Annotated in this window: 24 protein-coding genes and 1 pseudogene; 20 read left to right on the forward strand and 5 right to left on the reverse strand. The window is 34.0% G+C overall.

Translation table 11 applies throughout. The features are described 5' to 3' along the window. Positions 1–118 precede the first annotated feature (118 nt). From bshC to R3L15_RS03570, 7 genes and pseudogenes are all read left to right on the forward strand, one after another. Entirely contained in the window at positions 119–1723 is a 1605-nt protein-coding gene (bshC, locus tag R3L15_RS03540; RefSeq protein ID WP_338733268.1) for a bacillithiol biosynthesis cysteine-adding enzyme BshC, read from the forward strand. Positions 1724–1726: 3 nt separating this feature from the next. Beyond that, positions 1727–3096, forward strand: a pseudogene (locus R3L15_RS03545) (pyridoxal phosphate-dependent decarboxylase family protein). A 48-nt stretch (positions 3097–3144) separates the two neighbouring features. After that, entirely contained in the window at positions 3145–4677 is a 1533-nt protein-coding gene (gene guaA / locus R3L15_RS03550) for a glutamine-hydrolyzing GMP synthase (protein ID WP_338733269.1), read from the forward strand. Between the two features lie 21 nt (positions 4678–4698). Further along, on the forward strand, positions 4699–6642 hold the full coding sequence (locus R3L15_RS03555; protein ID WP_338733271.1) for a LysM peptidoglycan-binding domain-containing protein: 1944 nt from the start codon (positions 4699–4701) through the stop codon (positions 6640–6642). 1 nt (position 6643) lies between these two features. After that, positions 6644–7042: an OsmC family protein gene (locus tag R3L15_RS03560; protein WP_338733272.1), complete on the forward strand. Its 399-nt coding sequence runs from the start codon at positions 6644–6646 to the stop codon at positions 7040–7042. A gap of 3 nt (positions 7043–7045) precedes the next feature. Beyond that, complete coding sequence (locus R3L15_RS03565; protein WP_338733273.1) at positions 7046–7585, forward strand: hypothetical protein; 540 nt, start codon at positions 7046–7048, stop codon at positions 7583–7585. Positions 7586–7592: 7 nt separating this feature from the next. Then, positions 7593–7823, forward strand: a complete 231-nt coding sequence (locus R3L15_RS03570) for a DUF3820 family protein (RefSeq protein WP_338733274.1) — start codon at positions 7593–7595, stop codon at positions 7821–7823. A gap of 2 nt (positions 7824–7825) precedes the next feature. Here R3L15_RS03570 and R3L15_RS03575 read toward each other — a convergent pair whose 3' ends face one another. Further along, positions 7826–8269 carry an SRPBCC family protein gene (locus tag R3L15_RS03575; protein ID WP_338733276.1) on the reverse strand — a complete coding sequence of 148 codons (444 nt, stop codon included), beginning with the start codon at positions 8267–8269 and terminating at the stop codon, positions 7826–7828. Between the two features lie 21 nt (positions 8270–8290). Next, on the reverse strand, positions 8291–8644 hold the full coding sequence (locus tag R3L15_RS03580; RefSeq protein ID WP_338733277.1) for a nuclear transport factor 2 family protein: 354 nt from the start codon (positions 8642–8644) through the stop codon (positions 8291–8293). Positions 8645–8796: 152 nt separating this feature from the next. Between R3L15_RS03580 and R3L15_RS03585 the strand changes: the two genes are divergently transcribed. From R3L15_RS03585 to R3L15_RS03625, 9 genes are all read left to right on the forward strand, one after another. Then, on the forward strand, positions 8797–10410 hold the full coding sequence (locus tag R3L15_RS03585; protein WP_338733278.1) for a CTP synthase: 1614 nt from the start codon (positions 8797–8799) through the stop codon (positions 10408–10410). Positions 10411–10486: 76 nt separating this feature from the next. After that, positions 10487–12388 carry a membrane protein insertase YidC gene (gene yidC, locus R3L15_RS03590; protein WP_338733279.1) on the forward strand — a complete coding sequence of 634 codons (1902 nt, stop codon included), beginning with the start codon at positions 10487–10489 and terminating at the stop codon, positions 12386–12388. 76 nt (positions 12389–12464) lie between these two features. After that, complete coding sequence (locus R3L15_RS03595; RefSeq protein ID WP_338733280.1) at positions 12465–13181, forward strand: toxin-antitoxin system YwqK family antitoxin; 717 nt, start codon at positions 12465–12467, stop codon at positions 13179–13181. A 284-nt stretch (positions 13182–13465) separates the two neighbouring features. Then, positions 13466–14662, forward strand: a complete 1197-nt coding sequence (gene mnmA, locus R3L15_RS03600; protein WP_338733281.1) for a tRNA 2-thiouridine(34) synthase MnmA — start codon at positions 13466–13468, stop codon at positions 14660–14662. 133 nt (positions 14663–14795) lie between these two features. After that, positions 14796–15740, forward strand: coding sequence for a nitronate monooxygenase (locus tag R3L15_RS03605; protein ID WP_338733282.1), 945 nt, complete (start codon positions 14796–14798; stop codon positions 15738–15740). A gap of 44 nt (positions 15741–15784) precedes the next feature. Then, on the forward strand, positions 15785–17170 hold the full coding sequence (locus R3L15_RS03610) for an MATE family efflux transporter (RefSeq protein WP_338733283.1): 1386 nt from the start codon (positions 15785–15787) through the stop codon (positions 17168–17170). Beyond that, on the forward strand, positions 17157–17387 hold the full coding sequence (locus tag R3L15_RS03615; RefSeq protein WP_338733284.1) for a hypothetical protein: 231 nt from the start codon (positions 17157–17159) through the stop codon (positions 17385–17387). Before R3L15_RS03610 ends, R3L15_RS03615 begins: the two co-directional genes overlap by 14 nt. A 5-nt stretch (positions 17388–17392) precedes the next feature. Beyond that, complete coding sequence (locus R3L15_RS03620; protein ID WP_338733286.1) at positions 17393–17965, forward strand: phosphatase PAP2 family protein; 573 nt, start codon at positions 17393–17395, stop codon at positions 17963–17965. 77 nt (positions 17966–18042) lie between these two features. Continuing rightward, the gene (locus R3L15_RS03625) at positions 18043–18984 is read left to right on the forward strand and encodes an NAD-dependent epimerase/dehydratase family protein (protein ID WP_338733287.1); all 942 of its coding nucleotides are present in this window, start codon (positions 18043–18045) and stop codon (positions 18982–18984) included. Here the strand turns inward: R3L15_RS03625 and meaB are convergent. Together meaB and R3L15_RS03635 are read right to left on the reverse strand one after the other, a co-directional pair. Continuing rightward, a complete protein-coding gene (gene meaB / locus R3L15_RS03630) occupies positions 18979–20067 on the reverse strand; it encodes a methylmalonyl Co-A mutase-associated GTPase MeaB (protein WP_338733288.1) in 1089 nt (362 codons plus the stop codon). The two genes, R3L15_RS03625 and meaB, sit on opposite strands and share 6 nt — an antisense overlap. After that, entirely contained in the window at positions 20051–20626 is a 576-nt protein-coding gene (locus R3L15_RS03635) for a DUF2911 domain-containing protein (RefSeq protein ID WP_338733289.1), read from the reverse strand. The genes meaB and R3L15_RS03635 overlap by 17 nt, the downstream gene beginning before the upstream one ends. 177 nt (positions 20627–20803) lie before the next feature. On the opposite strand from R3L15_RS03635, the gene R3L15_RS03640 reads away from it, so the two are divergent. From R3L15_RS03640 to R3L15_RS03655, 4 genes are read left to right on the forward strand one after another with little or no spacing between them, the layout of a single operon-like run. Then, a complete protein-coding gene (locus tag R3L15_RS03640) occupies positions 20804–21355 on the forward strand; it encodes an RNA polymerase sigma factor (RefSeq protein WP_338733290.1) in 552 nt (183 codons plus the stop codon). Further along, positions 21339–21911 (forward strand): hypothetical protein, encoded by a 573-nt coding sequence (locus R3L15_RS03645; protein WP_338733292.1) that lies wholly within the window; start codon positions 21339–21341, stop codon positions 21909–21911. The genes R3L15_RS03640 and R3L15_RS03645 overlap by 17 nt, the downstream gene beginning before the upstream one ends. 4 nt (positions 21912–21915) lie before the next feature. Beyond that, positions 21916–23451, forward strand: coding sequence for a hypothetical protein (locus tag R3L15_RS03650; RefSeq protein WP_338733293.1), 1536 nt, complete (start codon positions 21916–21918; stop codon positions 23449–23451). 18 nt (positions 23452–23469) lie between these two features. Then, positions 23470–24162 (forward strand): peptidoglycan DD-metalloendopeptidase family protein, encoded by a 693-nt coding sequence (locus R3L15_RS03655; protein WP_338733294.1) that lies wholly within the window; start codon positions 23470–23472, stop codon positions 24160–24162. Here R3L15_RS03655 and R3L15_RS03660 read toward each other — a convergent pair. Continuing rightward, positions 24159–24917 carry a T9SS type A sorting domain-containing protein gene (locus R3L15_RS03660; protein WP_338733295.1) on the reverse strand — a complete coding sequence of 253 codons (759 nt, stop codon included), beginning with the start codon at positions 24915–24917 and terminating at the stop codon, positions 24159–24161. The genes R3L15_RS03655 and R3L15_RS03660 overlap by 4 nt on opposite strands. Positions 24918–24922: the final 5 nt, after the last annotated feature.

Raw genomic sequence — 24922 nt, forward strand, 5'->3', positions numbered from 1 at the left:
CTTTTTTGCTTTAAATTCTCTTTTCAAAAGGTAATATTTAAGGCAATACTCTTAACGTTTTGTTTGGAACTTAGTGTATAAAAGACTGTATATTTGTAACTCGATAACTTACTTTTTTATGCCAACAGACTGTATACCGTTCAAGGACACTAATTACTTTTCAAAACTTATTTGCGATTATCTAGAAGAGAAAGAAGAATTAAAAACATTTTATGGCGAATATCCTTCAATAGAAAACTTTAAAAAACAAATAAAGTTAAAAGAGCATCAGTTTAATCGCGAAGTTAGACTTGTTTTAACAAAAAGCTTGAAAAAACAGTATGCTAAAGTAGATATATCGGCTAAAACAGAAGCTAATATTAAATTATTAGAAAGCGACAAAACCTTTACAGTTACTACTGGTCATCAACTAAACCTCTTTACGGGACCATTATATTTTTTATATAAAATTATATCGACAATTAACCTGTGTAAAGAGCTTAAAAAGGCGTATCCAAACTACAATTTTGTGCCGGTGTATTGGATGGCAACCGAAGATCATGATTTTGATGAAATTAATTACTTCAACTTTGAAGGAAAGAAAATTCAATGGAAAAGATCGAGCTCTGGTGCCGTAGGAAAGTTAGATTTAAGTGGTCTAGAAGGTGTCTACAAGATGTTTTCTAAACAATTAAATAAAAGCAATAATGCAAAACACATTCTTAATTTATTTGAAAACGCTTATTTAAATCACAATAATTTAACCCAAGCAACTAGGTTTCTTGCAAACGAGTTGTTTAAAGAATATGGGTTGGTAATTGTTGATGGCGATGATAAAGCGCTTAAGCAATTGCTTGTGCCGTTTATAAAAGATGAATTATTGCATCAAAAGGGATTTAAAGAAGTCAATCAAACAAGTGATGCTTTAAATAACCTTTCAGACGACTATAAAATACAAGTCACACCAAGAGAGATTAACCTGTTCTATATTAAAGACAATATTCGGGAACGCATAGTTGAAGTAAATGGAGAGTATACTGTTTTAGAAACATCTATAAACTGGACAAAAGAGGCATTGCTTAAAGAAGTCGAATCTTATCCAGAGCGGTTTAGCCCCAATGTTATTTTAAGGCCACTTTATCAAGAAGTTATTTTGCCAAACCTGTGTTATATAGGTGGCGGTGGCGAGCTAGCTTATTGGTTGCAATTAAAATCTAATTTTGAAACACAAAACGTTGTTTTTCCATTGCTTTTATTAAGAAATTCGGCGTTGCTAATCACAGAAAAACAAGAAGAGAAACTTAAAAAACTAAATATATCAATTGAAGATTTGTTTTTAAAACAATCTGATTTAATAACGAAAGTAACTAAACGAGTTTCAAGAATTGATATTGATTTTTCTGCACAAAAAAAACACTTAGAGCAACAGTTTAAAGACCTTTATAAACTAGCCGAACAAACCGATAAATCTTTTCTAGGAGCTGTTGGAGCACAAGAACGTAAGCAAATAAAAGGTTTGGAACATTTAGAGAAACGATTGTTAAAAGCTCAAAAACGAAAATTAAGCGATATATTAAGTCGTGTTGAGTTGTTACAAAACGAGTTATTTCCTAATCAAAGCTTGCAAGAACGTCAAGTTAATTTTTCTGAGTTTTATTTAGAGCATGGAGACCAATTAATTCAGCAGTTAGTATTAAATTTGCAACCTCTAAAGAGTGAGTTTTTAATACTAAAGTTAGAATAACCCATGCATAAAATAGATATCGATTTGGTAGAAATGACCTTAGATGTCATGAAATATGCCATTGATAGAATTTCTGCGACAGAGCATCCCATAGGAAAACCAAAAAAGCTGAAGAACTTAAAAATATTGTTGGCGATACTGTTACACCAAAAGGTATTGGCGGGGAATATGCTTTTAACCTTTGGAGGCAACATCTCTCAAAAGCAAATGTTCCTGTAGATCATCCTAGAAATTTAGCCTTTGTGCCAGCCTCACCAACTCGAGCAGCCATTATGTTTGATTTGGTAACATCGGCTTCAAGTATTCATGGTGCTTATTGGATGGAAGGTGCGGGAGGCATATTTTGTGAAAACGAGGCCATGAGCTGGATTGTATCCTTAACAGGATTGCCAGAAGGAGCGTTTGGTGTGTTTACAAGCGGAGGTACAGCAGCCAATTTATCTGCAATAGTTACTGCGCGTGAACATTGGCGAGAAGATGAAACCTATAAACGTGAAAAGGGGCTAATTATAACCTCTATAGGAGCACATTCTTCAATAAAAGCTATGGCAAAAGTGGCCGATGTTGATATTCTGTTAGTCGATTCTGAAGAAGAATTATCAGGAGACGCCTTGCGCAAAACCATAGATAATTTAAACTTCCATCAACGAAAACGCTTGTTTGCCGTTGTGGCAACTGGAGGAACCACAAATGCAGGAATTATTGATGATTTAGAAGGTATAGCGCAAGTTTGCGAAGATGAAAAACTTTGGTTTCATGTAGATGCAGCATATGGCGGTGGTGCATTGGCAGCCGATTCGGTAAGACACCTTTTTAACGGTATAGAAAGAGCTGATAGTATAACCATCGATCCACATAAATGGATGTTTTCACCTTACGATTGTGGAGCCGTTATTTATAAAGACCCAGAACTAGCTAAAGCAGCACATTCGCAACAAGGGTCGTATCTTGACATTTTTAAAGATGAAGGGGCACATGGTTTTAATCCAACCGATTACCAAATACAACTTACAAGACGTGTTCGTGGGTTACCATTATGGTTTTCTTTAGCCACTCATGGTACAGATAGATACAAAGAAGCTGTGGAACGCGGGTTGGAATTAGCACAAATTGCTGGTAAAATGATTACAGAGCACCCAGATGTCGAGCTAGTTAGAGATCCAAGTTTATCCTGTGTGTTATTTAGACGAAAAGGATGGCAACCAGAAGATTATACCGAGTGGACCTACAAAAACCATAAATCTGGTTTCGCTTTAGTAACCCCTACAAAATGGAAAAACGGCGACACTTTCGAGACCGTTTCTCGTTTTTGCTTTATTAATCCAGATACAACAGAACACGATATCCAAATGATTTTGGATTCCATGAAATAAAAAATACAATCATCAATAGATTATAAAAATCAATTGTTAATTTTGCACATGCAACACAACAACGTACTTATTTTAGATTTCGGTTCGCAGTATACACAGCTTATTGCGCGCCGCGTAAGAGAATTAAATATTTATTGTGAAATTCATCCTTACAACAAGATTCCTAATCATTTAGAAAACTATCACGCCGTTATTTTATCGGGTAGCCCTTTTTCGGTAAGAGCCGAAAATGCGCCACATCCAGATTTAAGTAACATTCGCGGTAAAAAACCTATGCTTGCCGTATGTTACGGAGCACAATATTTAGCACATTTCTCTGGTGGTGAAGTGGCTCCTTCAAATACAAGAGAATATGGTCGTGCCAATTTATCGTTTGTAAAAGAGGATGATTTATTCAACGGAATTTCAAAAGGAAGTCAGGTTTGGATGAGTCATAGCGATACCATTAAAGCTTTACCAACTAATGGCGAACTCTTAGCAAGTACGCATGACGTAGAAAATGCGGCTTATAAAATTAATGGTGAAAAAACTTATGCGTTACAGTTTCATCCTGAAGTGTATCACTCTACAGATGGGAAACAATTATTAGAAAACTTTTTAGTAAATATTGCTGGTGTAAAACAAGATTGGACACCACAATCGTTTGTAGAAGAAACGGTAGATGAGCTAAAATCTAAATTAGGCAATGACAAAGTGGTTCTTGGATTATCTGGAGGAGTAGACTCTTCGGTAGCTGCTATGTTATTACATAAAGCAATAGGGGAAAACCTATATTGTATTTTTGTAAATAATGGCTTACTACGTAAAAATGAGTTTACCGACGTATTAAAACAATATGAAGGAATGGGCTTAAATGTAAAAGGCGTTGATGCTTCGGCACGCTTTTTGGATGCACTTGAAGGCGTAAGCGATCCAGAAAAGAAAAGAAAAATTATAGGTCGCGTATTTATTGAAGTTTTTGATGATGAAGCACATGCTATTAAAGATGTAAAGTGGTTAGCACAAGGAACCATTTATCCTGATGTGATAGAAAGTGTTTCTGCAACAGGTGGACCAAGTGCTACTATAAAAAGTCATCATAATGTAGGAGGGTTGCCAGATTTTATGAAGTTGAAAATAGTCGAGCCTTTAAAGCTTTTATTTAAAGATGAAGTGAGACGTGTAGGTGCTTCCATGGGAATGGATAAAAACCTTTTAGGACGTCACCCATTTCCAGGTCCTGGATTAGCTATTCGTATTTTAGGAGATCTAACCAGAGAGAAAGTTCGTATATTACAAGAGGTTGATGCCATTTTTATTAATAATTTGAAATCTTGGGAACTTTACGATCAAGTATGGCAAGCTGGCGCTATGTTGCTGCCTGTAAATAGTGTTGGTGTTATGGGCGACGAACGTACTTACGAGAAATGCGTAGCATTACGTGCCGTAGAAAGCACGGATGGTATGACAGCAGATTGGGTGAATTTACCTTATGAGTTTTTACAAAAAACTTCAAATGAGATAATAAATAAAGTTAAAGGCGTTAATAGAGTAGTATACGATATTAGCTCTAAACCGCCAGCAACTATCGAATGGGAATAATTAAAAAATAAGCATTATTATATGAGACAATTTCTTTATCTATTGACTTTCTTTTTATTATTAAGCTGTGGTGTGTCGACAACGCAAGCTCAAAATTATAAAACACATAAAGTACAACAAGGAGAAACCATCGAGGAGATTGCGAAAACATATAAGGTTACACCATTTGATATTTATTCCTTGAATCCTGATGCCAAAAAAGGCCTCGAGGTAAATAGTGTTTTAATTATTCCAAACTCTAGAATTTCAACTGGCAATAATACTGGAGCTACCAAAGAATTAATTGGTTTTAAAGAACATAAAACAAGACGAAAAGAAACACTCTATAGTATTTCTAAAGCTTATAACCTTGAAATAGATGACATTAAAAAGCATAATACATTTTTATATGCTAATAATTTAAGAAAAGGTGATAAGTTAAAAATCCCTGTTTATAAAACTGTTAAAGATAATACTACAACACCAAAAGAGGAGGCAGCCAATAACTCTAAAACCAGAGATTATACCGTATTGCCTAAAGAAGGAAAGTGGCGTATAGCTTATAAGTTTGGAATAACAATAGCCGATCTTGAAGCACTTAACCCGGAAATGGGAGAGGTGTTAGATGAAGGGCAAGTAATACAAGTGCCTAATCTAGCTTTAGAAGATGAAAAAGAAATAGATCATCGTTATTCCTATTATACCGTTCAGCCTAAAGAAGGATTTTATAGATTAAAAGTTAAACTAGGACTTTCTCAAGAAGAGTTAGAAACACTAAATCCAGAACTAAAAGAAAGTGGCTTAAAAAATGGTATGATTTTAAAAGTGCCATACCAAGCTAGTTTGCAAGATACAAATAATACTATTGTTGAAAATCAAATAGATTTAACCGATAGTATATCTTTTGGTACAAAGCGCATAGTTTTTATGTTGCCTTTTCAGTTAAACAAAGTCGTATCAGATTCTATTGCCGATAATAAACAACAACTTGCAAAAAATCCCTTTTTAAAGACGTCTTTAGATTTCTATGAAGGCGCTTTAATTGCTTTAGACTCTTTAAAAACAATGGGACTTTCGCTTAATATTAATGTTTATGATACGAAAAACCAGTTAAGTGAAGTGATGCAAATTTTGCGTTCTGAAGATTTAGAAAATACCGATGCTGTAATTGGGCCATTAATGCCAAATAACTTAAATAAAGTAGCTTCAGAATTAAAAAGTAGCAATACACCTGTTATTTCACCAATAACCAAAAATGTACAACTTTACGAAAATGTTTTTCAATCGCGTCCTTCAGAAGATCTGTTGAGAGATAAAGTCGTAAGTTATTTTCAAAAAGACACTACATACACAAATATGATTATTATTTCCGATGCGAAACATACTAAAGTGAATAATGATTTAAAGGCCACTTTTCCTAGAGCATCGCAAGTATTTTCAAGAAAAAATAAAGAAGGAGAAGAAGCATATTTTGTGTACGACGCCGATATTACAGATAAACTAAAACCAGGGAAAAATATCGTGTTTTTAGAATCGGATAATCCTGGGTTAGTTTCTAATGTTACCAGTAAACTAAATGCTTATACAAATGTAGATGGAAAAACAATAGTATTAGCAACAACAAATATGAACAGTGCTTTTGAAAATGATAATGTTTCTAATTATCATTTATCAAACCTTAACTTTCATTTTCCTGCTTTAGCAAAATCTTACGATTCAGAAAACCACAATAGCTTTGTAAAAGCTTACGAAAAAAGATTTGGCATTACTCCTAATAAAATAGCGGTACGTGGTTTTGATATTACCATGGATGTTGTGTTACGATTAGCATCCTATGATGATTTATATGAGTCGGTTAATAATGCACCTTTAACAGAGTATGTAGAAAATAAGTTTGCTTATAAGAAGAAGCTTTTTGGCGGCTATTATAACAATACCGTTTACTTGGTAAAGTACGACGATTTAAAGGTTATAGAGGTAGAGTAAAATGACATCTAAAGTAACATACTTAGGTAGTTTAAGAACAAAAAACGAGCACTTAAAATCTGGCGAGACTTATATTACCGATGCGCCAACAGATAATAATGGTAAAGGCGAAGCTTTTTCACCAACAGATACTGTTGCAACAGGTTTAGCTAATTGTATGTTAACCGTTATGGGTATTAAAGCCAGAGACTTAAATGTTGATATATCTGGAACAACAGCAGAAGTTACAAAAACCATGGCAAGTAACCCAAGACGTATTTCTAGGATTGATATTGTGCTTACATTTCCAGAAGTTTTAAACGATAACCTTAAAAATATTCTTGAAAGGACGGCAGTAACATGTCCAGTTTATTACAGTTTACACCCAGATATAAAGAAAAACATTTCTTTTAATTGGTAGTTTATGATTAGGCTTTTAGCGTTGTGTTGTTTTTTTGTCGGGTTTTCACAGCCCAAAGAACCCGTTATTCTTTGGACTGATGCAGTAAACTTATCTTGGTCTAATTTTATAGCTCAACCCGATAGTACTTCTGGTGCTGTAGCAGTAACAGCCTCAGGAATTGTATTTTCATTTTCGGTTAATACTAATAATGATAATGTAATAGGTTTTAAAACAGAAGTGAAATCGCAATTTTACCCTAACAAATCATGGTACAAAAAAAACCAGGTCGATGCTCATGTTTTAGCACACGAACAATTGCATTTTGATATTACCGAGTTGTTTGCTAGAAAATTTAGAAAGCGTATTTCTCAGGTAAAAATCTCAAATAAAGTTAGAGATCGTTTAAATGCTATTCACGAAACTATTCTTAAAGAGCTGGCCAATTTCCAAAATCAATACGATAATGAAACTGACTATTCCAGAAATAAGGACAAACAGTTACAGTGGCAAAAAAGAGTACGTGATGAATTAAAAGAATTATCTCAGTTTAAATTAGAATAACAATCCCTTGCAGCCTGATAAAACATTTTTAATAAAATTAGCACATACAAAAATGCCTTACGGAAAATATGAAGGAAGGTACTTAATAGATCTTCCCGAGTATTACGTAGTGTGGTACCACAGCAAAGGGTTTCCTAAAGGAAAGCTTGGCGATATGTTGCAGACCGTATACGAATTAAAGGTAAATGGTTTAGAGCACTTAATTAGGAACATTCAAAAGCAATATCCTAAACTATAATATTATCGAGACTCTACGTAGTTTTTAAATTGTGTCATCCATTTTTCGGCCTGTTTTCTATAAAGTTTAGGATAAAAAATAGCTATTAACTTAGGAATAACCCAGCTTATTCTAGTGTAAGAGCCATAATACTTATAGCGAGTTTTATTCTCATTTAAAACAACAAACTCAGACGTTAAAGAATTGTCCATATGTTTGTGGTGGTAATTTGCTATAAAAGTATTAGGTAATTCGTTTTTTACAATCGTTTCCGTTAAAACCATGTCACGTTTTCCATATTTGTAATACATTTTTGAAACCGCACCAGCCTTACCAGCTTCACCACGAATTAACTCTTTTTTTACAAACCCGTCTTGATAATGTATTAAATTATCTGGATTAGCAAAAATCTTTGAAACTTCTTTCTGAGGTTTATTAATATCAATATAGCCTTCAAATGATGTCATAAAAGAAATATTTAAAAATAATTAACTGTTTAGCAAACGCTCTTCTTTAATATCACCAATATGGTAATAAGCAATGATTTTTTCAATATAATTATTTTTAACATAATACCACTCACTAACATCTAATTCAAAATCTTCTTGTGTGGCAGTATATCTTACACAAGCCTTATTCTTGTTGTAAATAGTATCGTGTATTGTAAACTTATAATTTAAAAATTTATCTTTATTATTATTAACCAATTCAAGATAGGATTGTTTGCTTTCAATAGTTCCAAATGGACTAGAATGTGTGAATTTTTTTGAAATAGGTAAATTATTTAAATCACCACATTCCCAGCAAGCAAACCATTTTTTTATTAAACTTTCTAAAGTCATATTTGCCATGTTAATCGATTGTTGATTTATGACTAAGATAATTAAATGAATTTTAATGAGTTCTGTAATTTAAATTCTAAACGTTATTTCGTCAAACAATACTTTAATAACAGTTTTAATTTTGTAAATTTGCCTGCGTTTAAAAACGCAACATGACAACAACAACTAAATACATTTTTGTTACAGGAGGAGTAACATCTTCTTTAGGAAAAGGAATCATTGCCGCCTCTTTAGCAAAATTACTTCAAGCTCAAGGATACCGTACAACAATTCAAAAATTAGATCCTTATATTAATGTCGACCCAGGGACATTAAACCCATACGAACATGGCGAATGCTATGTTACGGAAGATGGTGCAGAAACCGATCTTGATTTAGGACATTACGAACGTTTTTTAAACGTCAATACAAGTCAGGCTAATAATGTAACAACAGGTAGAATTTACCAAAGTGTTATAGAAAAAGAACGTCGCGGCGAATTTTTAGGAAAAACCGTTCAAGTTGTACCACACATTACAGATGAAATTAAAGAACGTATCCAAATCCTTGGCAAGTCTGGAGATTATGATATAGTTATTACCGAAATTGGAGGAACAGTCGGCGACATTGAGTCGTTACCCTACATAGAAGCTGTACGTCAGTTAAAATGGGATTTAGGTGACAACAATGGTATTGTTATTCATTTAACATTAGTACCTTTTTTATCTGCCGCAGGCGAATTAAAAACAAAACCAACACAGCATAGTGTAAAAACCTTAATGGAAAGCGGTGTTCAAGCCGATGTTTTAGTATGTCGTACCGAGCATGAACTGCCAGAAGATTTACGCACAAAATTAGCCTTGTTTTGTAATGTACGTGAAGAAGCGGTGATACAATCTATAGATGCTTCTACTATTTACGATGTTCCTAATTTAATGCTTAATCAAGGCTTAGATAAAGTTGTTTTAAAGAAATTGGCATTAAATAGCTCTAAACCAGATTTAACACAATGGAATCAGTTTTTGCAACGTCATAAAAATCCTAAAGCAGAAATAACCATTGGTTTAATAGGAAAATATGTCGAGCTTCAAGATTCTTATAAATCTATTTTAGAAGCTTTTATTCATGCAGGAGCAGAAAATGAAGTGAAAGTAAATGTAGAAGCTATTCATTCTGAGCATCTCGATACCAAAAGTGTAAAGGAAAAACTAGCACATTTAAACGGTGTACTAGTCGCGCCAGGTTTTGGGGAGCGCGGTATTGAAGGTAAAATAGAAGCTGTGCGATATGTACGCGAACACAACATTCCATTTTTTGGTATTTGTCTTGGTATGCAAATGGCAGTTATAGAATACGCTAGAAATGTATTAAAATTACAAGATGCTAATTCAACCGAAATGGATCCTGATACGTCTCATCCTGTCATTAATTTAATGGAAGAACAAAAACATGTAGAAGACAAAGGAGGAACCATGCGTTTAGGTGCATGGGCATGTCAATTAAAAGAAAACTCGATAGTTAAAGCTGTTTATAACCAAGATACAATAACAGAAAGACACCGTCATAGATTTGAATTTAATAATGCGTATCGCGAGCAAATAGAAGCAGCAGGTATGGTACCAACAGGAGTAAACCCAGATACCGGTTTGGTTGAAGTGGTAGAAATACCATCTCATCCTTGGTTTGTAGGTGTGCAATATCATCCAGAATATAAAAGTACGGTTGCCAATCCGCATCCATTATTTGTGGCATTTGTAAAAGCGGCATCAGAGCATAAAACAAAATAAAATATGTGTCAGTATGGCACAAAATATAGTTTGGGACAGGTTTTTGATTTAAACCCGTCTAGATTTAAGAAGTAGTATGGAAGAAAAAAAACTAGACATTAATTCTATTATTGGGTTTATCCTAATCTTTGGAATACTTGTGTACATTATGTACACCAATCAGCCAACTCCAGAAGAGTTAGAAGCAGAAGAGCAAGCAAAACAAGCACAAGTAGAAGCCGAGAAGAAGGCTGCAGAAGCAACCGATACAAAAGTTGTCTCTTCAGAAGATTTTACCGCGCCTTCGCCTACAGACTCGTTAAAACTTGAAGCCTTAAAAGGAAAGCTAGGAGCGTTAGCGTATTCCTCTACCTTACCATCTGCAAAAGATGAAACAACATTGGTTGAAACCAGTTTGTTTGAATTAAAGTTTAGTAATAAAGGTGGCTACTTATCAGAAGTTAAGCTGAAAGAATTTGTTAATTACGATTCCATTCCTATTTATATAATTAAAGATGGCAATGCCGATTTTAATATCAATTTTGGAACATCTGATAACAGAACCTTAAATACTAGAGACCTTTATTTTGAACCATCGGTCACTAAAAATGGTGATAATACAGTGGTTTCCATGAAGCTTAAAGCCGGGTCAGATAAGTTTTTAGAATACCGTTACGAGCTTAAACCAGACGATTATATGATGGATTTTACCATCAGATCGCAAGGCATGAATAATGTAATTAATGGGTCTCAACCTATAGATTTAAATTGGGATTTAAAAACTTATCGTCATGCTAAAAGTATATCTTACGAAAATCGTTATACCGAATTGGTATACGAATACGATGGTGGCAAAGACAGTTATTTAGGGCAAAGCGAATTAAGTGACGATACCGAAGAATCGGTAACTTATGTGGCTTACAAGCAACATTTCTTTACATCAGTTTTATTAGCAGACGAGCCGTTTGCAACAGCCAACATGGTGTCTAAAAACTTAGTACAAGACGAAGAAATAGACACTTTATACACCAAAGCATTTTCTTCTAAATTACCTTTAGAAGTTAAAGGTGGCGAAATTAATAAAACAATGGATTTATACTTTGGGCCAAGCGATTACGAAGTATTAAGTAGTTATAATCGTAACCTTGATGAAATTATGCCACTAGGGTGGGGTATTTTTGGTTGGATTAATCGCTATGTATTTATTCCATTATTTAGCTTTTTAAGTGGTGTTTTTCCTTACGGAATTGCCATTATTGTTATGACAGTTTTAGTAAGAATTGCTATGTCACCTGTAACATACAAGTCATATGTGTCTCAGGCAAAAATGAGAATATTAAAGCCAGAAATTAACGAAATTAACGAGAAGTATAAAGATAATGCCATGAAAAAACAACAAGAAACCATGGCGTTATACAGTAAAGCTGGGGCGAGCCCGATGGCTGGATGTTTACCAGCACTAATGCAATTACCAGTGTTTTATGCCTTGTTTATGTTTTTTCCATCGGCATTTGTTTTAAGACAAAAACCGTTCCTTTGGGCAGAAGATTTATCTTCGTACGATACGATTGCTAAGCTACCATTTAACATTCCGTTTTATGGTGACCATGTAAGTTTGTTCCCTATTCTAGCATCTATAGCTATATTTATTTATATGAAAATGACCACAGGACAACAAATGGCTTCGCAACCAACGCAAGAAGGTATGCCAGATATGGGTAAAATGATGAAGTATATGATTTACTTCTCCCCATTAATGATGTTGTTCTTCTTTAATAACTATGCTTCAGGATTAAGTTTGTATTATTTTGTATCCAATTTAATTACTATTGGAATTATGCTAGTCATTAAAAACTATATCATTGACGAAGATAAAATACATGCCAAAATTCAGCAGAATAAGAAAAAGCCTAAAAAAGAAAATCGTTTCCAAAAGAAAATGAAAGAAATGATGGAACAGGCAGAACAACAAAAGAAAGCGCAACAACGAAAAAAATAAATGTAAAGCTGCCTTTTGGCAGCTTTTTTGTTATAATATTTTAAGAGTGTAACCGTTTTTAAAAGAAAAACAATTTATGTTCAAAACATTAACTATTATAGGTGGTGTATTCTTGCTATCAATAGCAACATTAATAGCTCAAGAAAAAGTAAATCAATTCGATGCTAATGGAAAACGCCATGGTGTTTGGAAAAAGAACTATAAAAACACCCATGTACTACGTTATGAAGGTGAGTTTAACCATGGTAAAGAAATAGGAACATTTAAGTTTTACAAAAATGTAAATAGCAAACCAAGTTTAACAGCTACTAGAACATTTAATGCGCAAAATAACATAGCAGAGGTGACTTTTTTTGCTTCAAATGGTAAAATTATAAGTCAAGGCAACATGCTTGGTAAAAAGCATATAGGAACTTGGAAATACTTTCATAATAATTCTAACCAAGTTATGACTATTGAAAATTATAATACTAATGGAAATCTTGAAGGAGAAAGTGTTGTTTACTACTTAAATGGTCAAATTGCTGAAAAAAGTCATTTTAAAGAGGGAAAACTTCATGGGCAATCCTTATGGTACGATGAAGATGGTACGCTAATTAAAGAGTATAATTATATTCATGATGAATTATATGGCAAAGCCAATTTTTACGGACCAGAAGGTAAGTTAAAGCTTAAAGGGCAATACAAAAATAATAGAAGAGATGGTGTATGGACATATTACAAGAAAAATGGAGAAATAGAAAAAGAGGAGGATTTTACCAGAAGGAGCAAAAACCCATATAAACAACATTAAGTTGAGGTGATAAAAATATAAAAGCTCCTTTTTAAAAGGAGCTTTTTTTATTTAGGTATTTCACATGTTGAGTAAGCTATTAATCAATCCAAGTGGGGAAAGCTACCTAAACATAAGTGGGCGCAATATAGCCAAAATAAGTGCGATTTCATAATAAAAAAATGTTAAATAGATGAGTTTTTTTGTAACTATTTGTAGGGTAGAATGTTATATCTTGATAATGAAATCAATCTTAAAAACTGAATAATAAAACAGCATAAATTAATGTATCTTTGCAAACAATTATGAATAAGAAAAAACGTGTAATAGTTGGACTTTCTGGAGGTGTAGATTCTAGTGTAACAGCATACCTTTTAAAAGAGCAAGGGTATGAGGTTATAGGATTGTTTATGAAAAATTGGCATGACGATTCTGTAACCATATCTAATGAGTGTCCATGGTTAGAAGATAGCAACGATGCCATGTTAGTGGCAGATAGATTAGGAATCCCTTTTCAAACCGTCGATTTAAGCGAACAATACAAAGAGCGTATTGTTGATTATATGTTTAACGAATACGAAAAAGGACGAACCCCAAACCCAGATGTGTTATGTAATCGTGAAATTAAGTTTGATGTGTTTATGAAAATAGCTTTAGACCTAGGTGCCGATTATGTAGCAACAGGACATTATTGCCGAAAAGGAACTATTACAAAAGAAGGAGAAGAAGTATATCAATTATTGGCAGGAGTAGATGACAACAAAGATCAATCCTATTTTTTATGTCAATTATCGCAAGCGCAATTAGCTAAGGCATTATTTCCTATTGGTGAATTAACCAAACCTGAAGTGAGGCAAATAGCTGCAGAACAAAACCTTATTACAGCCGATAAAAAAGATTCACAAGGACTTTGTTTTATTGGTAAAGTAAGATTGCCAGATTTTTTACAACAGCAATTAAAACCTAAAGAAGGTGTTATTGTTGAAGTAGCCAATAATCATGATAAGTATAATAAGGAACTCCCTGAGTTTAAGTCCAAGGAAGAGGAACTAAAATATTTATCAGAAAAAGTGAGTTATCAGCAAATAGATGGTAAGGTTGTTGGAAAACACCAAGGCGCCCATTTCTTTACCAAAGGACAACGTAAAGGGTTAGCCGTTGGCGGAACAGCAGAACCATTATTTGTTATAGAAACCGATGTAAATGAAAATGTAATCTATACAGGTCAAGGGAAATCACATCCAGGGTTATATAAGAGTGCCCTTTTTATTACTAACGATGAGTTGCATTGGGTTAGAGAAGACTTGTCTTTAAACGAAGGAGAAACCATGGATGTTATGGCGCGTATTCGATACAGACAACCGTTACAAAAAGCCAAATTACATAAAGTTGCAAATGGATTGTATGTTGTGTTCGAGCAACCACAATCTGCTATAACCGAAGGTCAATTTGTAGCATGGTATATAGAAGATGAGCTTGTAGGGTCTGGAGTTATTTCGTAATAAGTAAACAATCTCAGAGCAAGCTTGAGAGGCATTAAACGGAAACCAAAAACACATTTCGATGTAAACATCGGAACATTTTAAATCTCACTTAGTGAGTAAAATCATTTTTTAAAACGCCTAAATCATTATTATGAGTAACAATAAAATTACAGAACTTTTTAATATTGAGTATCCAATTATCCAAGCAGGAATGATTTGGAATAGCGGTTGGCGGTTGGCATCGGCAGCTAGTAACTCAGGGATTTTAGGGTTAATAGGAGCTGGTAGCATGTATCCAGAAGTCCTTAGAGAACACATTCAAAAATGTAAGAAGACTACCGATAAACCGTTTGGCGTAAACGTACCTATGCTATATCCTGATATTGAAAAAATCATGGATATTATTGTTGAAGAAGGAGTGAAAATTGTATTCACTTCAGCAGGAAATCCAAAAACGTGGACCAAATGGTTACAAGAAAAAGGCATAACCGTAGTTCATGTAGTAAGTAGTGTCAAGTTTGCACTAAAGGCACAAGAAGCTGGCGTAGATGCTGTAGTAGCTGAAGGATTTGAAGCTGGCGGACATAATGGCCGCGATGAAACCACAACGCTTACCTTAATTCCTATGGTAAAAGAGCAATTAGAAATTCCATTAATTGCAGCAGGAGGTGTTGCCAACGGGCAAGCCATGTTAGCTTGTATGGTTTTAGGAGCCGATGGTGTGCAAGTAGGAAGTCGCTTTGTAGCTAGCGAAGAAAGTTCGGCACATCAAGCGTTTAAGCAAGTGGTTGTTAATGCCAAAGAAGGCGATACTCAGTTAACATTAAAAGAGTTAGCGCCAGTAAGGTTAATAAAAAATAAGTTTTTTCAAGATATTCAAGAGCTTTACAAGAATAGCCCTTCAGTCGATGACCTTAAAACCCTTTTAGGACGTGCACGAGCTAAAAAAGGCATGTTTGAAGGCGACTTAGAGGAAGGCGAATTAGAAATAGGGCAAATTTCGGGATTAATTCATGAGGTTAAGCCTGTGTCGCAAATTGTAAAAGACATGGTCGAAGAGTTTGAAATAGCTAAAAATAAAGTCACAAAATTGTAGATTATATATTCGTTTAGCTTAAACCTAAGCAGTACTTTTGCGCCATGGTTTTAAGTGACTACACAAAAGAATTTAGTTATAACTGGAAATTGGCAGCACCAGTAATGTTAGGTATGTTAGGGCACACGTTTGTGAGCTTTATCGATAATATTATGGTGGGGCAATTAGGAACAGCCGAACTAGCTGCTGTATCCTTAGGAAACAGTTTTATGTTTGTAGCCATGTCGTTAGGAATTGGTTTTTCAACAGCTATAACACCTTTAGTAGCCGAAGCCGATGGTGCTAAAAATTTTCAGCAAGGAAAATCGGCCTTTAAACACGGGTTATTTTTATGTCTTGTTTTAGGTATAGCATTATTTGCGTTATTGTTTTTTGCTAAACCCTTAATGTATCTTATGAAGCAACCTGCCGAGGTTGTAGAATTGGCTATGCCGTATTTAGATTTGGTAGCCTTTTCGTTAATCCCATTAGTTGTTTTTCAAGCCTTCAAACAGTTTAGCGATGGGTTATCTATGACTAAATACCCTATGTATGCAACTTTGTTAGCCAATGTTGTAAATGTTATTTTAAACTATGTACTCATTTTTGGTAAGTTAGGATTTCCACAATTAGGAATTGTAGGTGCCGCTTATGGGACGTTACTGTCGCGTTTTATAATGGTCGCTTTTTTATGGTGGTTACTTATGAAGCACAAGAAATCTCAAGATTTTGTAACACATATTAAGTTGTTTGTATTAGATAAATTAATGCTTAAGAAACTACTTAATTTAGGGACGCCAAGCGCCATGCAAATGTTTTTCGAGGTTGGTATTTTTACAGCAGCTATTTGGTTAAGTGGGTTGTTAGGTAAAAACCCACAAGCAGCTAATCAAATTGCACTAAATTTATCATCTATGACGTTTATGGTAGCTACAGGATTAAGTGTGGCAGCCATGATTCGAGTTGGAAATCAAAAAGGACTGCATAATTATTTAGAGCTTCGTCGTATTGCGGTATCTATATTTTTGTTAGGTATTATTTTAGCAACCTTATTTGCTATTTTCTTCTTACTTATGCATAATGTATTACCTAAATTGTATGTGGATTATGATGATGTTACTAATTTAGTTGATAATACCGAAGTGGTATCCATAGCAGCAACCTTATTAATAGCTGCGGCTATTTTTCAAATTAGCGATAGCATACAAGTTATTATGTTAGGTGCGTTAAGAGGGTTGCAAGATGTAAAAGTACCAACAGTAATTACCTTTATTTCCTATTGGATAGTTGGATTTCCGATAAGTTATTTCTTAGGAAAAGAACACGTTTATGGAAGTTTTGGTATTTGGTTAGGCTTATTAGCAGGATTAACAATAGCCGCAATTTTGTTGTATATTAGATTTCATATATTAACCAAAAAATTAATTATCTCTAAACATGGAACTTCCTAAATTTTTACTGGGCGATAACACCGATTTTCCGGATACTGTATTTGTTGTGCATACCGATTTTCCTAGATTTATCCTTAATCTAGAAAATGATGATATAGAATGGTTAGAAGATTTTGATCAACACGATCAAAAAGAGTTAGAAACCGAAACCGAAAATCTTATTCAACAAGCTTTAGAATTTTACGATAGGGAAGTAGCACGTTACGAAGACGATTAAAAACTATGTTAGAACAAATTTTACATTTAGATACCGAGTTATTCATCTACTTAAATAATTTAGGAACAAAAAGTTGGGACGCTTTTTGGATGTTTTATACCACCAAATTTTATTGGATACCACTTTATGCCATATTGCTCTTTTTTATTTTTAAAGAAGAAAACCATAAAATGTTCTTACTAACATTAGTGCTTATTGTGGCTATGGTAACTTTTACCGACCAAATTACCAATGTGTTTAAGCATGGCTTAATGCGTCCAAGGCCTTGCCATGAAGAGGCGTTGCAAAGTTTAATGCGTTTAGTAAAACCGTATTGTGGTGGTAAATATGGGTATTTTTCAGGTCATGCTTCAAACTCTATGGCCGTAGCGGTATTTAGTAGTTTGCTACTTCGACGACGCTTTAAAAACCTGATTTGGATTATGGTTATTTGGTCAATAGCTATGGGATATAGTCGAATTTACATAGGTGTTCATTATCCATTAGATGTATTAAGCGGATTAACATTTGGAGCCTTATCAGGAGTTATGTTTTATAGGTTGAATGAATATTTTAAAAGAAGATATAATCTTGTTTAACAAATAATCTTTTACCTTAATGTTTTAAATGTTTAGGTAAAAGATGTTACTTTGTAAATAACGCTATTAATTAATTTATGAAAATTTTAGTTACAGGAGCTGTTGGTTTTATTGGTTCACATACGGCAGAAAGATTACAACATTTAGGTCACGAAGTAATAGGCATAGACAATTTTTCACCCTATTATAGTAAAGAGTTAAAAAACTTAAATAAAAAGGCGTTATCCAGCGCAGGAATACAGGTTTTAGATTACGATTTAAGAGAGAGTAATTTAGAAACTGTTTTGCCTAAAGATATTAACTATATTTTTCATTTTGCTGCGCAGCCAGGAATTTCTTCAACATCCTCTTTCGAAGATTATTTTAGTAACAATATTATTGCTACAAAAAACCTTATTGATTATGCGTTGCAATTGCCAGACTTAAAGCTGTTTGTTAACATAGGAACATCGTCAATTTATGGGTTAGAAGCTACTTTTCCAGAAGATAAAGCTCCAAAACCGGCCTCACATTATGGCGTAACAAAATTAGCGGCCGAGCAGTTAGTGCTTCAAAAATCGAGAGAAAAACAAATGGCCTCTTGTTCGTTACGATTGTATTCGGTTATTGGGCCAAGAGAACGTCCAGAGAAAATGTACACTAAACTTATTGCATTAGGTTTAAAAGATGAAGCCTTTCCGTTATTTGAAGGTAGCGATAAACACTTAAGAAGCTTTACATACGTTGGCGATATTGTCGATGGCGTGGTATCTGTAATAGAAAAAGAAGATCTTGTTAATGGTGAAATAATTAACTTAGGAACCGAAGTGGAACATACCACACAAGAAGGTATAGAAGCTGTTGAAAAGGTTTTAGGAAAGCAAATAAAAATAGATGTTAAGCCTAAGCGTCCTGGAGACCAGTGGCGCACAAAAGCAAATATAGATAAGGCAAGGGAATTATTACAGTATAATCCGCAAACAACCTTGTTAGAGGCTGTAGAAAAACAAGTTGCTTGGTATAAAGAGAATTTTTTATAAGTCTTTTTCCAAACTTAATAAATACTCGGCTGCAGCAAAAGGTGTAGTTTTATTATCTTCTATAAGCTGAAGTTGTGTAGCTAAGGCTTTTTTAATAACCTCATGATTAAAAAAACGTTGCTTTAATTGTTCTTCTATGGTTTGTGTTAACCAAAACTTATGTTGCTCTAAACGTTTATGCTCAAAATAACCATTGGTTTTTGTTTGGGCTATATAGTTGGAAATAATCTCCCAAATACTATCAATCCCTTCCTTTTGTAAAGCACTACAAAGGGTGACTTTAGGTGTCCAACCAGATGTTTTTTCGGGATAAAGGTGTAATGCCCGATTAAATTCTACTTTGGCTAATTTTGCAGCTTTTATATTATCGCCATCGGCTTTATTTATTGCTATTGCATCGGCCATTTCAATAATACCACGTTTTATACCTTGCAATTCATCGCCAGCACGAGCCAACTTTAATAGTAAAAAGAAATCAACCATGCTATGTACAGCTGTTTCGCTTTGTCCAACACCAACAGTTTCTATAATAATGGTGTCAAATCCAGCAGCTTCACATAAAATAATAGCTTCACGTGTTTTTCTAGCAACACCGCCAAGCGAATTACCAGAAGCCGACGGCCTAATAAAGGCGTTGGAGTTGTTCACCAAAGCTTCCATACGGGTTTTATCGCCTAAAATACTGCCTTTTGTTACAGAGCTACTAGGATCTACAGCTAAGACTGCTACTTTTTTTCCTTGAGAGGTTAAATACTCACCAAAAGCTTCAATAAATGTACTTTTACCTACACCTGGAACACCTGTAATACCAATTCTAGTGGAGTTATTAGCGTACTTTAAGCATTGTTTAATAATTTCTGAAGCCTTTTTATAATGTGTAGGGTTTGTGCTTTCAACTAAAGTTATAGCACGACTTAATGCTGTTATATCGCCTGAAATAATATCTTGAGTTAGTGATTGAGCATTAGGCTGTGCTTTACGTTTTTGTTTAAATTTATTAATATGAGAAATGTTGGTAATCTCAGGATCTGAGACACCATCTTTTTCATGTAACGCCGAGGTATGTTTATTTTTCTTCGCCAAACTTAGATAAAGGAACAGCTATTTTTACATTATCCCAAACCATAGTAAGAGATAAATCGTCTAAAGCATTGTCAAAACCTATGGTAAATTGCTCTACAGTCGTGTTAATTTTTTCAACAGGAACTTCAATGTTAATAAGATCAAAATTAGGGTCACGCATCGGGTTCATTTCCATATCAACTCCCCAAGGATATTGTTTAGAATTAAACATAACATGCCAAGTAGAGTCGTTAGGAATAGTCCACAATGTATATTTCCCTACGGGTAGCGAATCGCCTTTTATATTTAAGGCTTGATTGGTTTCAAAAGTAGTTGCCTCGTTAGCGCCTGTACGCCATACTTTTTTATAAGGGACTAAACCACCAAAAATATCACGACCTCGTTTAGAAGGACGATTATAAAACACTTGTAGTTTTAAATCATTCTTAGCAAAAGAAACCGTGTCTTTAGGACTTAAACGTTTGTTTAATAAACTATCATCAATAAAATAAGAATAGAGGAAAACCCCAACAGCAACAAGGAGTAATACCCATAAAACCCATTTCAAAAATCTGTTCATAAATATTTGGATTAATTAAGCAATCAAAGATAAATAGAAAACTTGTACTCGTAAAAGAGAAACGTTCAAATCTTCCGTAATATTTTAATAACTTAAAAAACTTTTACATTTTTTGCAACACAAATGTTTTTGTGTCGTCTTTAAAGTGAACTAATCAAGAAACCAAAAAAATAGCGCATGCTTCAAGAGCAGCTTATAGCAAAATGCAAACAAAATAACCGTATGGCACAAATGCAGTTATACAACCAGTACTGCAATGGTATGTATGTTGTGGCACGTAGGTTTTTAACACATGAAGCAGAAGCTGAAGATGCTGTACAAGAGGCGTTTATAAAAGCGTTTTCAAGACTGCATCAATTTGAAGCAGAAGTGACTTTTGGTGCTTGGTTAAAACGTATTGTGATTAATACTTGTATCGATACCTTAAAGACTAAAAAGCATCAACTATTACAGTTGGATGAAGGACATCTTAAAGTGGTCGATACAGAAATAGATGACAAATGGTTAGTAAATGACGATATAACAGTACAAGATGTTAAACACGCTATAGAAGATTTACCCGATAAATATAGGTTTGTGGTTATGTTGTATTTAATAGAAGGTTACGATCATCAAGAAATTGCCAGCATATTAAACATAACAGAAGTAGCCTCAAGAACACAATTATCACGAGGTAAGAAAAAGTTACAAAACAGTTTAAAATTTAAAACACATGGCACAGGATATTAAAGAACTTTTAAAAAGCAATCAAAATAACGAACAGGTCACAATGCCTAAAGGTCATGAAAAACGTTTTTTAACCCGTTTGGATAATACATTTCCAGAGGTAGATGCACCAAAATCAAAACGGTGGTATTGGTTCTCTATAGCGGCTAGTATAGTGGTTGTTTTAGGAATAGGTTATGCCATGATTTTTTCATCTGATAAACCCATTGAAAATACTGTAGCAGAGACGACTAATAAGGGAACGCAACCAGAGAAAACACTAGGCGATGTATCGCCAGACCTAAAAAAAATAGAGGACTATTATTTAGCGAGTATTAATTATGAGCTGTCTAAGGTTAAAGTAACATCAGAAAATAAAGAATTATTTGACGGCTATATTACACGCCTAGAAGCGCTCAATCAAGAATACAAAAAATTGTCCAAGGAGTTAACTAAAAATGGTCCCAATGAGTTTACAGTAAATGCCTTAATTAATAACCTTAAAATGCGTCTTAATCTGTTATATCGTTTAAAAGAACAATTAGAAACACTTTCAAACAACAGTCAAAAAACAATTTAAAATCATGCAATTTTTAACTAAAATAATAACATTAAGCTTGGTGCTTTTTATATCAAGTGCTATGGCGCAACAACGATTAGAGAAAGTCTCTCAATCTATTAATGTTAATGACGATGTAGTTATCGATTTAAACACGAGTTATACAAATTTAGAAATAGACACTTGGAATAAAGATATCATTGAAATTGAAGCTTATATTGAAAGCGATAAACTTTCTGAAGCCGAATTACGCAAGTTTTTAGAATCTTGGGGAGTAGATATAGATGCTTCAAAATCTAACGTAAGTATTGTTACTTTAGGTGAATTAGGATCTTGGGACGAAAATTTAGTTTTATTTGAAGACTCTTATACCGATGCACTTCGTATTATGGAAATGGAATTGGCAGAGATTCCAGAAATTCCTATTGTAGAACCATTATTAGAGTCATTACTTTTATCTGAAATACCACCTGTGCCCCCATTGCCAGATATGCCAGAAATGCCATCGGTGCCACCATTACCAGAACTTCCAGAAGGTATGGCAGGAAAAGGGTTCGATTATAAAAAATACCAAAAAGAAGGCGAAGCTTACTTAGAAAAATGGGGCGAAGAATATGGTGAAAAGTATGGCGAAGAATATGCAAGAAAAATGGAAGCTTGGTCCAAAAAATGGGAAAATAGTGCTGAAATGAAAGCGTTTGAGAAGAAAATGGAAGCCTGGGGTGAAAAGTTTGGTGAAGAATTTGGAGAAAAATTTGGAAAAGAAATGGAAGCTTGGGGAAAACGTTTTGAAAAGCAAATGGAACAAAAAGCAAAACGCTTAGAAGAGCGTCAAGCAGTTTTAGAACAACGCCAAGAAGCAAGAGAACAAGCCATAAAAGAACGTCAAGAGCATGCCAAGGCAAGAATGGAGGCTAGACAAAAGGCAAACGAAGCAAGACGTAAGGCAAGAATAAAACAATTTAATAGCGCAAACGATGGGGTAAAGAAAAGCATTAAAATTAAAATGCCTAAAAAAGCAAAATTAAATATAAACGTTCGCCATGGCGAATTAAAATTTGCGGCAAACATAAATAATGTTAAAGCCAATTTATCGCATACAGCATTATTAGCAAGTAGTATTGATGGAAGTAACACTTCCATCAATGTTTCTTATGCGCCAGTAGATATTACTACATGGAAAGCAGGAGAATTACTCCTAAATTTTGTAGATCAAGCAAGTGTAAATAATGTAGACAGGTTAGTGCTAAGTGCAAATTCATCAAATATAGATTTAGGTACCATTAAAGGAAATGCTATTATTGATGGAAGTTTTGGCGACCTAAACATAGGAAATATAGATAGCACATTTAACAATATTAATATTACTTTAGAAAATAGCGACGCCTTATTACGTTTACCTAATACAGGCTTTAATTTACAATATAAAGGCACACATTCTAGATTACTTCATCCAAATAATAGCAGCGATGAAAATGTGGCTAGCTTTTCTACCGGAAATTTAAGTAGCTATAAAACTATTGTTGTAAATGCAAAGTTTAGCGAGGTAATTATGCAATAGTTTTTTACTTTTGAATGTATGAGTCCATCTACATTCAACATATTTTTAAAACAATTAAGTCGGAATGCACATCCTGTTTTAAACCCTAAAATAGCATCAAGTGCGTATGTTCCGATTAATCTTTCTGAAACCAATCCTCAGCTAAATACCTTCAATGTAGCGTCATCTTCAGATTGGGAAAAGTTTATGCAATCCCATTTAAAGTCACATCAAGCTAAAGTTGCTTATGGGGGTTATTTAGAACAGCGAAATATTTATAAACGAAGCGGTTATTTTAACCCTGCTAATCATAGTATGGAACGGAATATCCACCTTGGTATTGACTTTTGGTTGGACGCTGGAGAAAATATTTACGCCCCATTACAGGGAACGATTCATAGTTTTAAAAACAACACAAACTATGGCGATTATGGGCCAACTATAATTTTAGAACATACTATAGAGAATCAAGTGTTTTTTACACTTTATGGTCATTTAAGTTTAGCGTCTATTAAAGACATTAAACAAGGCGATGTTGTGCAACGAGGCGAGGCTTTTGCTACCTTAGGAACTGCTGAGGTTAATGGCGATTATGCACCACATCTTCATTTTCAAATTATTCGTGATATAGCCAAATATGAAGGCGATTATCCTGGCGTTTGTAGCAAAAAAAACCTGGACAAGTTTAAAAGTAACTGTCCAGATCCAAATGTGTTGTTGAATCTTTATTAGTGGTTCATAACAATTTTATAGATACTTTTTCCTTGTTTATTAGTTCTAACATGCATAAAGTAAGTACCATTTCTTAATAGTTTTGATAAGTTAATAGATGTTTGCTGGCTATTAACATCAAACGTATCAAAGTAAAGTACTTGTTTGCCGTTTAAATCAAAAAAGGCTACCGATTGTAAACCATTGTTTTTACCTACATCGATATGAATTTGATCGCTAACAGGGTTAGGGTAAATTAGTAAGCCATTTATAGTATTTGTATTATCTATACCTAATCGTTGTAAAGTTATAGTGTTAGTATAGCCTACTAAATTCTCTCCATGTTGATTGCTAACTTGTGTAGAAGCATTTTGGGAAGTAATATGGGAAATTTCAATAAGCCCCGTATTATTTAATATTTCAAACTCAATATTAAAAACGGTAATGTTTTCGGTTATTAAAGATCCTAAATTTCCAGCAGAAAACTTAATTAAACCTGGAACATTCAAATCGTGCTGTAGGATAGCATCAAATTCAAAAACTTGATGTATTTGCGTGGGCTGTATTACATTTGGGTCGTATGTAAGATACACTTGTAAACCATTAAAAGGTGTTTCTGGTAACGCTTTTAATGTATAAACAAAAGTGTCGCCTGTTTGTAAGCTATTTTCTATAATAACACTGGCATCTAAGTCTACAGTTTGAGCAGTAATAGGGTTTGAAATGCCTAATACACTTATAAATCCTAATATGAAAAGAGATATTGTTTTAGTCATGACTA

The organism is Mangrovimonas cancribranchiae (assembly GCF_037126245.1).
GTDB lineage: Bacteria > Bacteroidota > Bacteroidia > Flavobacteriales > Flavobacteriaceae > Mangrovimonas > Mangrovimonas cancribranchiae.

Excerpts from the sequence above, each read along its gene's own strand:
- bshC (WP_338733268.1), top strand. The coding sequence starts at position 119 with ATGCCAACAGACTGTATACCGTTCAAGGACACTAATTACTTTTCAAAA.
- guaA (WP_338733269.1), top strand. The coding sequence starts at position 3,145 with ATGCAACACAACAACGTACTTATTTTAGATTTCGGTTCGCAGTATACA.
- R3L15_RS03555 (WP_338733271.1), top strand. The coding sequence starts at position 4,699 with ATGAGACAATTTCTTTATCTATTGACTTTCTTTTTATTATTAAGCTGT.
- R3L15_RS03560 (WP_338733272.1), top strand. The coding sequence starts at position 6,644 with ATGACATCTAAAGTAACATACTTAGGTAGTTTAAGAACAAAAAACGAG.
- R3L15_RS03565 (WP_338733273.1), top strand. The coding sequence starts at position 7,046 with ATGATTAGGCTTTTAGCGTTGTGTTGTTTTTTTGTCGGGTTTTCACAG.
- R3L15_RS03575 (WP_338733276.1), bottom strand. The coding sequence starts at position 8,269 with ATGACATCATTTGAAGGCTATATTGATATTAATAAACCTCAGAAAGAA.
- R3L15_RS03580 (WP_338733277.1), bottom strand. The coding sequence starts at position 8,644 with ATGACTTTAGAAAGTTTAATAAAAAAATGGTTTGCTTGCTGGGAATGT.
- R3L15_RS03585 (WP_338733278.1), top strand. The coding sequence starts at position 8,797 with ATGACAACAACAACTAAATACATTTTTGTTACAGGAGGAGTAACATCT.
- yidC (WP_338733279.1), top strand. The coding sequence starts at position 10,487 with ATGGAAGAAAAAAAACTAGACATTAATTCTATTATTGGGTTTATCCTA.
- R3L15_RS03595 (WP_338733280.1), top strand. The coding sequence starts at position 12,465 with ATGTTCAAAACATTAACTATTATAGGTGGTGTATTCTTGCTATCAATA.
- mnmA (WP_338733281.1), top strand. The coding sequence starts at position 13,466 with ATGAATAAGAAAAAACGTGTAATAGTTGGACTTTCTGGAGGTGTAGAT.
- R3L15_RS03605 (WP_338733282.1), top strand. The coding sequence starts at position 14,796 with ATGAGTAACAATAAAATTACAGAACTTTTTAATATTGAGTATCCAATT.
- R3L15_RS03610 (WP_338733283.1), top strand. The coding sequence starts at position 15,785 with ATGGTTTTAAGTGACTACACAAAAGAATTTAGTTATAACTGGAAATTG.
- R3L15_RS03615 (WP_338733284.1), top strand. The coding sequence starts at position 17,157 with ATGGAACTTCCTAAATTTTTACTGGGCGATAACACCGATTTTCCGGAT.
- R3L15_RS03620 (WP_338733286.1), top strand. The coding sequence starts at position 17,393 with ATGTTAGAACAAATTTTACATTTAGATACCGAGTTATTCATCTACTTA.
- R3L15_RS03625 (WP_338733287.1), top strand. The coding sequence starts at position 18,043 with ATGAAAATTTTAGTTACAGGAGCTGTTGGTTTTATTGGTTCACATACG.
- R3L15_RS03635 (WP_338733289.1), bottom strand. The coding sequence starts at position 20,626 with ATGAACAGATTTTTGAAATGGGTTTTATGGGTATTACTCCTTGTTGCT.
- R3L15_RS03640 (WP_338733290.1), top strand. The coding sequence starts at position 20,804 with ATGCTTCAAGAGCAGCTTATAGCAAAATGCAAACAAAATAACCGTATG.
- R3L15_RS03645 (WP_338733292.1), top strand. The coding sequence starts at position 21,339 with ATGGCACAGGATATTAAAGAACTTTTAAAAAGCAATCAAAATAACGAA.
- R3L15_RS03650 (WP_338733293.1), top strand. The coding sequence starts at position 21,916 with ATGCAATTTTTAACTAAAATAATAACATTAAGCTTGGTGCTTTTTATA.
- R3L15_RS03655 (WP_338733294.1), top strand. The coding sequence starts at position 23,470 with ATGAGTCCATCTACATTCAACATATTTTTAAAACAATTAAGTCGGAAT.
- R3L15_RS03660 (WP_338733295.1), bottom strand. The coding sequence starts at position 24,917 with ATGACTAAAACAATATCTCTTTTCATATTAGGATTTATAAGTGTATTA.